Below are 14,370 nucleotides of genomic sequence, written 5' to 3' on the forward strand. Positions count from 1 at the left end.
TGTCGCGGCCTGCGCTATCGGGCTGCTATGCGGCTCGGGAAAGATCTGAGCCGCAGGTCCGGTGGCGGTAAGCGCCGGGCATGACGAGAAGCGCCCCGGCCGGTGGGCGACCCGCGGAGGCGGGGCGTTCTGCGCAGGTCCGGTGACTGATGGTCCTGCTCGCCGTGAAGGAGTCCAGAGACACGATGGCGCACTCAACCGGTACGGGATCACCCTTGCTGTGGACGTTGGCCGGTAGCGGCAGGGACTCGCTGGCAGCCAGAGCCCGCGCCCTGCGTGACAGCCTCGCCGGTCGTGACGACTGGCGACCGGAGGACGTCGCACTCGCCCTCGCCCGCACCGCCTCCTCGGGCAGTCGACGTGCGGCGCTGGTGGCTGAGGGCCGTGACGGATTCCTGGAGCGGTTGGATGCCCTCGCCGACGGCAGGGGCATGCCCGGCCTGGTGGAGGGGCCGGTGGCCAGGTCACATCGACGCGTCGCATTCGTCTTCCCCGGGCAGGGAGCGCAGTGGCCCCGCATGGCGGTGGACCTGTTGGACGCCTCCCCGGCGTTCCGGCAGCGGATGGACGAGTGCGCCCAGGCTCTGGAACCCTTCATCGACTGGTCGTTGACGGATGCGCTCCGCGACCCCGGAGCGGCGGGCGGCCCTGGACCAGACCGGGCCGATGTGGTGCAACCCGTGCTGTTCGCCGTGACGGTGTCGCTGGCTGAACTGTGGCGGTCCCACGGGGTGGAACCCGAGGCGGTCCTCGGGCACAGCGTTGGTGAGGTCACCGCTGCCGCGGTCTCCGGGGCGCTGTCCCTGGACGACTCGGCGCGGGTGGTGGCCCTATGGAGTCAGGCCCAGGCGACGCTGGCCGGGCGGGGGGACATGATCTCCGTCATGGCCCCTGTCCATGAGGTGGAACCACGGTTGCAACGCTGGGAAGGCCGCCTCGTCGTCGCCGCGCTGAACGGCCCCAGGTCCGTGATCGTCTCGGGTGATTCTGACGCCGCGGCCCAACTCCTCGCCGAACTGGCCACGGCCGGAATGCACGCACGGAAGATCGCGGTGGGGCTTGCTGCGCATTCCCCCCACATCGACGAGATCATCCCCCGGCTCCGGTCCGACCTCGCGCCGATCCAACCGCTCACACCTCAGCTGCCGTACTACTCGGCACTGACCGGCGAACCGCTGAACGTTCCGGTGTTGGACGCTGACTACTGGTGCCGCAATCTGCGCAGCACGGTCAGATTCCAGCAGGCGGCAGAATCCCTGCTGCGGGACGGCTACGGCGTACTGCTTGAGGTCAGCCCGCACACCGTGCTGACTTCGGCCCTGGTGGACTGCGTGGAGGAGAGCGGATCGGAGGCAGCCGTACTGGGGACGCTGCGCCGGGACCAGGGCGGCCCGGGCCGCTTCCTCACCTCGCTCGGGGAACTCTATGTGCAGGGTGTGGCACCGGATCGGGAGGTGCTGTTCGCAGGGCAGGACACCCGCGTCGTGGAACTGCCGCCGTCGCTCCTGATCGAGCTCGACCCGGCGGGCGTGGCCCAGCTGGGTGGCGGTGAAGGAGAGGGCGGCGACGGCGTCGAGTTCCGTGCCGAGCTGGCCGGGATGACGGTGTCGGAGCAGCGCGCCTTCCTGCTGCGTCTGGTGGGGCGGGAGATCGCGACTCTGACCGGGCGGACCGACCCGGTGCCCAAGGACCTGACCTTCCTGGCCCTGGGATTCGACTCCGTCACTGCGGTGGAGCTGCGCAACCGCCTCGGCGCGGTGATGAAGCTGCGGATCCCGGCGACGGTGGTCTTCGACCGCCCGACCCCGGAGGCACTGGTCGAGTACCTCCGGCGCGAGCTCGTCGGAGACGGGTCCGACAGCGAGGCTGACACGGCCCTGCCGATGCGGGCTGAGGACGACGACCCCGTGGTGATCGTCGGGATGGGATGCCGCTACCCGGGCGGGGTCAGCAGCCCGGATGCGCTCTGGGAGTTGGTGTCGACCGGAGCCGACGCAGTCTCCGCGCTCCCCACGAACCGCGGTTGGGACACCGATGGCCGGTACGATCCCGAGCCCGGGACTCCGGGCCGGTTCTACCAACGCGAGGCAGGTTCCCTCGATGACGCCGGCCTCTTCGATGCGGAGTTCTTCGGGATCTCGCCGCGTGAGGCGTTGGCGATGGATCCGCAGCAACGGCTGCTCCTTGAGACGACCTGGGAAGTGTTGGAGCGGGCCGGGATCGACCCAGCCACCCTGCGGCGAAGCCGAACAGGGGTGTTCGTCGGTGCGATGACCATGGACTACGGACCCCGCCTCGAACAGGGCGCTGAAGCCGGCGGCCACCTGCTGACCGGCAACACGGGAAGCGTCGCGTCGGGCCGGCTTGCCTACACCCTGGGCCTGGAGGGTGCGGCGCTGACCGTGGACACGGCGTGTTCCTCGTCGTTGGTGGCGCTGCATCTGGCGGTGCGGGCGCTGCGGTCGGGCGAGTGCTCCATGGCGCTCGCCGGTGGTGTGACTGTGATGTCGACGGTCGGCATGCTGGTGGAATTCAGCCAGCAGGGCGGCCTAGCACCGGACGGCCGCTGCAAAGCCTTCGCCGCAGCGGCCGACGGCTTCGGTCTGGCCGAGGGCGTGGGGATGTTGCTGCTGGAACGTCTCTCGGATGCGCGGCGTCTTGGGCATCCGGTGTTGGCGGTGGTGCGTGGTTCGGCGGTGAATCAGGATGGTGCGAGCAACGGTCTCTCCGCGCCGAATGGTCCGTCGCAGCAGCGGGTGATCCGGGCGGCGTTGGCGGATGCGGGTTTGGTGGCGTCGGATGTGGATGTGGTGGAGGCGCACGGCACCGGTACGAGGCTCGGCGACCCGATCGAGGCGCAGGCGCTGTTGGCGACGTACGGACAGGGTCGTTCGGCGGAACATCCGGTGTGGATCGGGTCGTTGAAGTCGAACATCGGCCACACTCAGGCGGCTGCCGGTGTGGGCGGTGTGATCAAGTCGGTACTGGCGTTGCAGCACCAGGTGATGCCGAAGACGTTGCATGTGGATGGTCCCACGCCGAATGTGGACTGGTCGGCCGGGGCAGGTCGGTTGCTGACGGAGGCCCGGGCATGGGATGACACGGGCCGTCCACGCCGGGCCGGAGTGTCCTCCTTCGGTATCAGTGGCACGAATGCACATGTGATTGTGGAGTCGGCGCCGGTCGATGGGCCGGCCGACCTGGTGGATGTGCCGGGGCCCGGGATGGTGGTGTGGCCATTGTCGGGGCGTTCCGATGAGGCTTTGCGGGATCAGGCGGTGCGGTTGTTGGGGTATTTGGGTTCCGGTTCTGGGTTGGGTTTGGGGGAGGTTGGCTGTGCTTTGGCTACTACGCGTTCGGCTTTTGAGCGTCGGGCGGTGGTGGTGGGGGATGACGTGGATCGGATGCTTGATGGGGTGAGGGCTCTGGCTGCTGGTGGTTCGGCGTCGGGGTTGGTGTGTGGTGGTGGGGTGGTGTCTGGTCGTTCGGTGTTGGTGTTTCCGGGGCAGGGGTCGCAGTGGGTGGGGATGGCTGGGGTGTTGTTGGATGAGTCGGTGGTGTTTGCGTCGCGGATGGCTGAGTGTGAGCGGGTGTTGGGGTCGTTGGTGGGGTGGTCGTTGTCGGGGGTTTTGCGTTCGGGTGGTTTGTTGGGTGGGGTGGAGGTGGTGCAGCCGGTGTTGTGGGCGGTGATGGTGTCGTTGGCGGAGGTGTGGCGGTCGTTTGGTGTGGTGGTGGATGGGGTGGTGGGTCATTCGCAGGGGGAGATTGCGGCTGCGTGTGTGGCGGGTGGTTTGTCGTTGGAGGATGGTGCGCGGGTGGTGGTGTTGCGGAGTCGTGCGGTGGGGGTGTTGGCGGGTCGGGGTGGTATGGCGTCGGTGTCGTTGTCGGTGGGTGTGGTGCGGGGTCGTCTTGTGGGGTGGGGTGGTCGGTTGTCGGTGGCGGCGGTGAATGGTCCGTTGTCGACGGTGGTGTCGGGTGATGTGGATGCGGTGGTGGAGTTGGTGGAGGGGTTGGTTCGTGAGGGGGTGCGGGCGCGTTTGATCGAGGTGGATTACGCCTCGCATTCGGCGCATGTGGAGGAGGTGCGGGAGCAGATTCTTGCTGATCTGGCGGGTATCGCTCCGGTGTCGGGTTCGGTGCCGTTCTTTTCGACGGTGACGGGTGGTTGGTTGGATACGGCTTCGTTGGATGCGGAGTATTGGTACCGGAATTTGCGTCAGACGGTGGAGTTTGAGCAGGCGACGCGGGGGTTGTTGGAGGAGGGTTTTCGGTTCTTCATTGAGCCGAGTCCGCATCCGGTGTTGTCGGTGGCTGTGGGGGAGTCGGTGGAGGCTGCTGGGGTGGATGCGGTGGTGTTGGGGACACTGCGGCGGGGTGAGGGCGGTCTGGAACGGCTCCTGCTCTCTGTGGGGCAGGCGTGGGAGAGCGGTCTTTCGGTGGACTGGTCCGGAGCGTTCGCGGGGACCGGCGCCCAACACGTCGAGCTTCCCACCTACCCCTTCCAACACCAGCACTACTGGCTGATGCCCCCCGCCCCCGTCCCGACTTCCCCCGCCACCGAGGACCGTTGGGACGACCTGGAACGACAGGACCCCGCTCAGTTGGCCGAGGCCCTGGGCGTTCGGCGGGACGCACTGGACGAAGTCCTGCCCGCCCTGGCTACCTGGCGCTCCGACAGAACCCGTGCAAGGCGTGCGGACTCCTGGCGCTACCACGTCGCCTGGTCGCCGCGGTCGACCGTGTTGGCCGACGGTCTCGACGGCCGTTGGCTCGCCCTATGCACCGAGGGCGACGCCTCAGCGGCCGTCCTGGACGCTCTCAGCGACATCGGAGTCGACCTCCTTCGGTGTGCTGTTGCCGATCAGGGAGCGACCCGCGAGCAACTGACCGCGCTGCTCGGAGAGGTCGCGGGGGAGCAGCCGATCGCCGGAGTGCTGTCGCTGCTGTCCTGGGAGGAGCGTCCCCACCCCGAGCACCCCGATCTCCCCGGCGGCCCGGCGCTGACCCTTGCGCTGATCCAGGCGCTGGAAGACGCCGGGATCGACGCCCCCCTTTGGATGTTGACGACGGGAACAGCGGTCCTGGGCGGCTCGGAACGGCCCGGACATGTCGGTCAGGCGGCCTCCGCCGCTCTGGGGCGGACGCTGGCCCTGGAGCACCCGCACCGCTGGGGCGGTCTGGTCGACGTACCGGAGGCGTTGGACACGCGGGCCGCCCGCCGGTTGTGCGCAGTGCTCGCGGGCGCCCTCGCCGAGGAGGAGCAGCTTGCCGTGCGGTCGACAGGGGTCCACGGGCGCCGCCTTCGACCTGCCCCAGCCTCAGCGAATGCCCGTACCGACGGCTCGGCCGCCCCGGGGTCGTGGAATTGGCGCCGGCGAGGGACGGTCCTCATCACCGGGGGCACCGGCGGGGTCGGCTCGCACACGGCGCGTTGGCTCGCCGGCCAAGGGGCGCAGCGGCTGCTTCTGGTCAGCCGTCGCGGTGCACACGCACCCGGTGCGGACGAACTGCGGACGGAACTGACGGCGCTGGGAGTCGAGGTGGCCCTCGCCGCCTGCGACGTCGCTGACCGGGCCGCGCTGGAGGCGCTGGTCGCGGACATTCCGACGGAGTACCCGCTCACCGCCGTCGTCCATGCGGCGGGCGTCCTGGACGACGGTGTGCTCGATGCCCTGGACCCCGCGCGGCTCGCCTTCTCGCTGCGCGCCAAACTGACCGCCGCGCAGAACCTCCACGAGGTCACCGAGGGCCTCGACCTCTCGGCCTTCGTGGTGTTCTCGTCGGTGATGGGCGTCATCGGCAGCGCCGGCCAGGGCAACTACGCGGCTGCTAACGCCGCCGTCGACGCCCTCATCGCCGCACGCCGAGCAGCAGGGCTCCCCGGCGCGGCCCTGGCCTGGGGCGCTTGGGCCGGGCGCGGAATGCTGGCGGACGGTGTCGCCGAGCGTCTGCGGGACTTCGGCATGCCGGTGATGGAACCCGAGTCGGCGGTCACCGCGATCGGTCGTGCCCTCGCGGAGGACGACGCACTGGTCCTGGTGGCCGATGTCGACTGGCGACGCTTCGCCACAGGCATGGGAGTACGGTCCGCCCTGCTGGAGGGAGTACCGGAGTCGACCGTGGCGGCGGCGGTCCCGCTCGCCGCCGCGCCGTCGTCGCAGAAGGCTGACGACGCCCAGGCGCTGCGGCAGCAGGTGGCTGCCCTGCCCCGTCATGAGGATCGGATCGGGACCCTCACCGAGCTGGTGCGCATCCACGCGGCGACGGTTCTGCGCCACCCCGGCGTTGAGGCGGTGCTGCCGGAGAAGGCGTTCTCCACACTCGGCTTCGACTCGCTGACGGCTGTGGAACTGCGCAACCGGCTCGCCGGCGCCACCGGACTCAAGCTGCCCGCCACCGTACTGTTCGACCATCCCACGCCGTCGGCGCTCGCCGACCGGCTGCTCAGGGAACTGCGTCTCCCGGACACCGCAACCGAGAGTGCGGTACCCGCCGATGCCGCCCGGTTGGCGGAGCCCGGCCGCAACGAGCCGATCGCGATCATCGGCATGGGCTGCCGCTTCCCCGGTGGGGTCGAGAAGCCCGAGGACTTCTGGCGCCTCCTGGCGGAGGGCATTGACGCCGTGGGCGACTGGCCGCCGAACCGGGGCTGGGACACCGAGGGCCTGTACGACCCGGACCCCGACCGGACCGGAACCACCTACACCAGACAGGGCGGCTTCCTCCACGACGCGGCCGAGTTCGACGCCGACTTCTTCGGTATCTCGCCACGTGAGGCGTTGGCGATGGATCCGCAGCAGCGGCTGCTGCTTGAGACCGCCTGGGAAGCGGTCGAGGGCGCCGGCCAGGATCCGAATGCGCTGAAGGGTCGTCAGATCGGCGTCTACATCGGCACCAACGGTCAGGACTACCCCGCCCTGTTGGACGGGGCCGAGGGAGTCTCCGAGGGGCATCTGCTCACCGGGAACACGGCCAGCGTACTGTCCGGGCGGCTGTCCTACGTCCTGGGTCTCCAGGGTCCCTCGCTCACGCTGGACACCGCTTGCTCGTCCTCGCTGGTCGCCCTGCACCTCGCCGTCCAGGCACTGCGGCGCGGCGACTGCGAGCAGGCCCTCACGGGCGGGGTGACGGTGATGAGCACCCCGAAGCTCTTCGTCGAGTTCAGCCGCCAGCGCGGGCTCGCCGCCGACGGACGGTGCAAGGCATTCTCCGCGGACGCGGACGGGACGGGCTGGGGGGAGGGCGCCGGAGTGCTCCTGCTGGAGCGCCACTCCGATGCCCTGCGCCACGGCCATCCCGTGCTTGCACTGATCAGTGGCACCGCGGTGAACCAGGATGGTGCCAGCAACGGTCTGACCGCACCCAACGGCCCGTCCCAGCAGCAGGTCATCAGGGCAGCCCTGGCCGACGCGGCGCTGCGCGCCGACCAGATCGACGCAGTCGAGGCCCACGGCACCGGCACGAGACTCGGCGACCCCATCGAAGCGCAGGCGCTCCAAGCCGTCCATGGACCGGAGCGTTCGGCGGACCGCCCGTTGTGGCTCGGCTCCGTGAAGTCGAACATCGGTCACACCCAGGCGGCGGCCGGCGTGGCCGGGGTGATGAAGATGGTGCTGGCGATCCGGCACGGCGAGTTGCCGGGCAGCCTCCACGTCGGCGCGCCGAACCCGCACGTCGACTGGTCCGGCGGCGAGGTCCGACTGCTCACCGAGCGAACCCCCTGGCCGCAGAGCGATGGACCGCGCCGGGCCGGAGTGTCGTCGTTCGGCATCAGCGGGACCAATGCGCATGTCATCGTCGAACAGGAATCCGCGGCCGCGACCGTGCCCTCCGTGACCCCCATCACCCCCACTCGACGTACCGGTGCGCTCGCGCCGCTGCTGCTCTCGGCCAGGACCTCGGAGTCGTTGCGGGCTCAGGCCGCACGACTGCGCGACCGGCTCGAAGCCGACCCGGCGGTCGAACTGGCCGACGTGGCCTACTCGCTGGCCACGGGACGCGCCTCGCTCGAACACCGCGCCGTCGTCCTGGCACCGGACCCGGCGTCCGTACGGCGCTCCCTCACCGCGCTGGCACAGGGCAGAAGATCGAGCAAGGTACTCGTCGGCGACATCGGGCGACCCGGTCGGACGGCCTTCCTCTTCCCGGGGCAGGGCAGCCAGCGGGCGGGAACCGGCGCGGAGCTCTACCGCGACGACCCCGTGTTCGCCGACGCCCTCGACGAGGTGCTCACCGAACTGGACCCGCATCTCGACCAGCCGCTGCGCGACATCCTGTTCGCCGAGACGGGAACCTCCGAGGCGGAACTGCTCGAACGCACCCGCTACACCCAGCCCGCGCTGTTCGCCCTGGAAACGGCGTTGTTCCGGCTGGTCCAGCACTGGGGCGTACGGCCCGACCTGCTGATGGGGCACTCGATCGGTGAACTCGCCGCCGCACATGCGGCCGGCGTTCTGGACCTCCACGACACCTGCGCGCTGGTGGCCGCCCGCGGGCGACTGATGGACGCGCTGCCCGGCGGCGGGGCGATGGTCGCTGTGGAGGCGACCGAGGCGGAAGCACGGCAGGCGCTCCTCGACGACCAGGCCGCTGCCGGGGCTGACGATGGCCCGACAGCGGTGGACATCGCCGCCATCAACGGTCCCACCTCCGTGGTGCTGTCCGGCGACGGTGATGCGGTGCAGCGCCTGGCCGAGGTGTTCCGGTCCCTCGGCCGACGCACCCGGGCGCTGAGCGTGAGCCATGCCTTCCACTCCGCCCGGATGGAGGGGATGCTCGACGAGTTCCGGCAGGTCGCCGAGGGCCTGACCTACCACGCGCCCAGGGTCGCGGTCGTCTCCAACCTGACCGGGCGGACCGCCACGGCGGATGAACTCCGCTCGCCGGACTACTGGGTGCGCCATGTCCGTGGCACCGTGCGCTTCCTGGAGGGCGCCCGACGGCTGCGCACCGAGGGCGCGACCACATTCCTGGAACTCGGCCCCGGCGGTGTGCTGTCCGCAATGGTGCACGCCTGCCTTCCGGACCCGGACGACTGCGGGACGATACCGCTCCTGCGCGACGGCCGCCCCGAAGCGGACGCGGTCCGCACAGCGCTCGCCTCACTGCACCTGCGCGGCGTCCCAGTGGACTGGTCCACGAGCTGGAGCGGCGCCGCCGTCCACAGGGTCGACCTCCCCACCTACGCCTTCCAGCGCCGCCGCTTCTGGCCCGGGACCACCCCCGCCGCTGTCTCCCGTCAGAGGTCCGGGGCCCCCACCGACCTCCGCTACCGGATCGACTGGCAGCCGCTCACCGCATCTGCGTCGACCCGACTCCCCGGACGGTGGCTTGTGGTCACCCCGGACGGGCACGACGGTGAGGACACTGCCCTCGCCTGTGAGCAGGCCCTCGCCGGGCATGGCGCCGACGTCGTGATGACCCGGGTCGGGGCCGCCACCGGACGCGGTGAACTGGTCAAGCAGCTTGCGGAGTTCGACGGGCTCACGGGCGTCCTCTCGTTGCTGGGCCTGGCCGAGGGACCTCACCCTCGCCTGGGCACGCTCGACGCCTCCCTGACAGGGACGTTGTCACTCCTCCAGGCACTGGGCGACAGCGGGACCACTGCACCGCTGTGGTGCGTCACCCGCGGAGCCGTGTCGAGCGGCGCGGCCGATCCGGTCACCTACCCGGCCCAGGCCCAGATCTGGGGCCTCGGGCGGGTGGCGGCGCTGGAGCACCCGCAGCGTTGGGGCGGCCTGGTCGACCTGCCGGAACTGTTGGACGGTTCGGCGCTGGACGGGCTGTGCGCGGTGCTGGCCGGATTGGACGGCGAGGATCAGGTGGCGGTGCGTCCGCCGGGGCTGCTGGGACGCCGGCTCGTCCGCGCACCGGCGTCCGATGTCTCCTCGGGGACACCCTGGACGCCGCGCGGCACGGTGCTGGTCACGGGAGGCACCGGTGGTCTCGGCGCCCAGGTGGCGCGCTGGCTGGCGGAGCGCGGCGCGGAACACCTGGTCCTGCTGAGCCGGAGTGGACCCGAGGCGCCGGGAGCCTCCGAACTGGTCGCGGCCCTGGCCGCACTCGGGGCCCGAAGCACGGTGCTCGCCTGCGACGTCACCGACCGCTCGGCGCTGGAACGAGTCTTGACGGGGCTGCACGACGAGCACGACACGGTACGGGCGGTGGTGCACACCGCAGGACTCACCACGGACACCGCGCTCGCGGACTGCACCCTGGAGGAACTGTTCGAGCGGACGGCCGCCAAGGCGCGTGGCGCGGCGCATCTCGACGCCCTCTTCGAGGACCGCGAGTTGGACGCCTTCGTGCTGTTCTCCTCGATCTCAGCCACCTGGGGCAGCGGCGGCCAGGGAGCGTACGCGGCGGCGAACGCCTACCTGGACGGGCTGGCGGCGGCGCGGCGCGGCCGGGGCCTGGCGGCGACATCGGTGGCCTGGGGTCCCTGGTCAGGCGCGGGCATGGCGGACGGCGGGGTCGGCGAAGGTCTGCGCCGCCACGGACTCGTGCCGATGGCCCCCGAGTCCGCGCTCGCCGCGCTCGGCCTCGCGCTGGAACTGGACGAAGGCGAACCGGTGGTCGCCGACGTGGACTGGAGCCGCTTCGCGCCCACGTTCGGGTCGGTACGGCACAGTGCCCTGCTGCGCGGGCTGCCAGAAGCAACAGCGGACGGCGACTCAGGGACGGTTGACGCCGCCGACGCATCCGACCTGGGGACGGGCGGCGACCCATCGTGGCGGCGCAGACTGGCGCAGCTCCCCGACAGCGAAGGCCGGAAGCTGTTGCGGGAACTGGTCAGAAGCGAGGCGGCCGATGTGCTCGGCCATGAGTCTGCCGACGGCTTCACATCCGACCGTCCGTTCCGCGAGGTGGGCTTCGACTCACTCACCGCCGTCGAACTGCGCAACCGACTGGTCGCTGCCACCGGCCTGCCGCTCACGCTCACTTCCGTGTTCGACCACCCGACCGCCGCCGCTCTCGGCGAACACCTCTTCGCCGGGCTGAGCGCCCCGCACGACATCGCCGACCACTCGACCGTATTCGCCCCCGCTCCCACGGCGGCTGACGAACCGCTCGCGATCGTCTCCATGGCCTGCCGCTTCCCAGGCGGCGTCCGCTCGCCTGAGGACCTGTGGCAACTCGTGGCCGACGGAGTGGACGCGGTCGCGGAGCTGCCGACCGACCGGGGCTGGCCGATGGACACGCTCTACGACCCGGACCCCCTCCACCCGGGCACCTTCTACACCACCGGAGGCGGATTCCTGGACGGAGCCGCCGAGTTCGATGCGGAGTTCTTCGGGATCTCGCCGCGCGAGGCGCTGGCGATGGACCCGCAGCAGCGGCTGCTCCTTGAGGCCGGCTGGGAGGTACTGGAACGGGCCGGACTCGATCCTGCCTCGGTCCGCGGCAGCGAAGGCGGTGTCTACGTCGGCGTCGCGGGCCAGGGGTACGGCACCGGTCCGCAGGACCCGTCCGCCGATGTCGAAGGGCACCTGCTGAGCGGCACCGTGACCAGCGTCGCCTCCGGCCGCATCGCCTACACCCTCGGACTCGGCGGCCCCGCCGTCACCGTGGAGACCGCCTGTTCGTCCTCCCTGGTGGCACTGCACCTGGCAGGCCAGGCGCTGCGCTCGGGGGACTGCTCGTTCGCCCTGGTCGGCGGTGCCGCGGTGATGGCGAGCCCGGACGTCTTCGTCGAGTTCAGCCGTCAACAGGGCCTGTCACCCGACGGCCGCTGCCGGTCCTTCGCCGAGGCCGCGAATGGTACGGGCTGGGGCGAAGGGGTGGGCGTGCTCCTCGTCGAGCGGCTCTCCGACGCTCAGCGACTGGGTCACCCGGTGCTGGCCCTCGTACGCGGTACAGCGGTGAACCAGGACGGCGCCAGCAACGGTCTGACCGCGCCCAGCGGCCCGGCGCAGCAGCGGGTGATCAGGACCGCGCTCGCCACGGCCGGGGTGTCCGGCGCCGACGTCGACCTGGTCGAAGCCCATGGCACCGGCACGGTGCTCGGTGACCCGATCGAGGCACAGGCACTGCTGGCCACCTATGGACAGGACCGGCCGGAGGACAGGCCGCTGTGGTTGGGGTCGCTGAAGTCCAACATCGGCCACACCCAGGCCGCCGCGGGGGTCGCCGGCGTCATCAAGACGGTGATGGCCCTACGGCACGGAGTGCTCCCTCGGACACTGCACGCGCAGGAGGCGTCGAGCCGGGTGGACTGGTCGGCGGGCGCGGTCCGACTGCTCGCTGAGGCCCGCCCCTGGGACGCCCCGGAGGAGGACCGACCGCGTAGGGCCGGAGTCTCCGCGTTCGGGATGAGCGGCACCAACGCCCACGCGATCCTGGAGGCTGCACCTGACGCCGGCTCCAGGACGGCTCCCGTCGACACATCCGACGTACCGTCCGCAGCGCTTGAAGCGGCGGTGCCATGGCTGCTCTCCGCCCGAACCCCCGCGGCGCTGCGACGCCAGGCACGGCGGCTGGGCGAGCATGTGCGGGCCAACCCCGCCCAGGGGCCCGCCGAGTTGGCCCGCGCGCTCGCCGTCACCCGCCCCGCTCTCCCCTGCCGCGCGGCTGCGATCGGCCGCGACCGGGAAGGGCTCCTCACCTGGTTGGACGCGCTCGGTACCGGAGAACCCGCGCCGAACGCGGTGCAGGACCGGGTACGCGGCGGCCGTACGGCGTTCGTCTTCCCCGGCCAGGGCTCGCAGTGGATCGGCATGGCGGCCGAAGCGCTCGGCACATCGGAGGCGTTCGCTGACGCGGTCGCCGCCTGTGAGCGCGCCCTGGCCCCGCACACCGACTGGTCCCTGACGGAGGTGCTGCGCGGCGCCCCCGGGGCACCGTCGCTCGATCGGGTGGACGTCGTCCAGCCGGTGCTCTTCGCGGTGATGGTCGCGCTGGCGGCACACTGGCGCAGCGCCGGGGTCACACCGGACGCGGTCGTCGGGCACAGTCAGGGCGAGATCGCCGCCGCCTGCGTGGCCGGAGCTCTTTCGCTGGACGACGCCGCGCTGGTGGTGGCGTTGCGCAGCCGGGCCCTGCTGCGGTTGGCCGGCAGCGGAGGCATGGTGTCGGTCGCCGCTTCCGCCGAACGGACCGACGCGCTGCTGCCCGACGACGGAAACATCTGCGTCGCCGCCGTGAACGGCCCCGACGCCGTGGTCGTGGCCGGAGAGCCGCAGGAGTTGGCCGCCCTGCTTGCGGCGTGCGACCGGGAGGGCCTGCGGGCCAGGACGATCCCGGTGAACTACGCGGCCCACTCGGCCCAGGTCGCCCAGATCGAGGACGCGCTGCGCGGCGCGCTCGGCGGGATACGTCCACGGGCCTCGGCGGTCCCGCTCTACTCGACGGTGACGGGGAAACCCATCGCCGGGGAGTCGCTGGACGCCGACTACTGGTACCGGAACCTTCGCGAACCGGTCGACTTCCTGGGAGCGACCCGCACCCTGCTGGAAACGGGCCACACCCTGTTCGTCGAGGTCAGCCCGCATCCGGTGTTGCTCGCCGGGATCGAGGCGGTGGCCGAGGAGGCGGGACGGCAGGTGTCGGCAGTCGGCACGCTACGGCGTGACGACGGCGGCCGGGACCGACTGCTGGCGTCGCTGACCGAGGCATGGGCGAGTGGCGGCGGCCCGGTGGACTGGCCGGCCTGGACGGCGCCGCCCGGGCCGCCGGGCACGGAGCCGGTCCTCTTGCCGACCTACCCCTTCCAGCGCGAGCGGTACTGGCTGCCCACACCGGGCCGGAGCGGCGCTTCCGCCGTCGCTGAGGCATCGACGGCAGATTCCGATGAAGGCGCAGAGAAGGCACCGGACGACGAGGCCACCCCCGCCTCGCTACTGGCCGCGCGGTTGGCGCCGTTGGACCGGCAGGGACGCCGCCAGGCCGTCCTCGACCTGGTCATCGGCCATGCGGCGGCGGTACTCGGTCACACCGGAGCCGGTCCGGTCCGACCGGAGCGCTCCTTCTCCGAGGTCGGCTTTGACTCGATGCTCGCGGTCCGGTTCAGGAACCGGCTGTGCGAGGCCACCGGACTGCCCGTCCCCCCCACGGCCGTCTTCGACCATCCGACACCCGAAGCCCTCGCCGACCACCTGGAGGCGGAGCTGTCCGTCGCGCCCGAACCGCTCTCGCCGGTGCTGGCCGAACTCGACCGGCTGGCGGCGATCCTCGCGGCGGTTCCACCCGGAACAGCGGGCGCCGACGAGGTCGGCGACCGACTGAACGAACTCCTGCGCGGTTGGGGGCTGCGCGCCACGCCGACCAACGGCACGGGTCCCCCGCCCGAACCGGTGGACGTCGCCGCGACGGCGACGGCGGACGAACTGTTCGCCCTGCTCGACAACAACTTCGGTACGGCCTGAGAGAGAG

General features: G+C 71.2%; 1 protein-coding gene. It reads left to right on the top strand.

Features of this window, described 5'->3' with window-relative positions; genetic code table 11:
* The first annotated feature begins 185 nt into the window (after nt 1-185).
* Nucleotides 186-14,363, top strand: coding sequence for a type I polyketide synthase (locus OID54_RS33065; RefSeq protein ID WP_329025622.1), 14,178 nt, complete (start codon nt 186-188; stop codon nt 14,361-14,363).
* Nucleotides 14,364-14,370: the final 7 nt, after the last annotated feature.

Origin of the sequence: Streptomyces sp. NBC_00690 (genome assembly GCF_036226685.1) — a bacterium.
Taxonomy (GTDB): domain Bacteria; phylum Actinomycetota; class Actinomycetes; order Streptomycetales; family Streptomycetaceae; genus Streptomyces.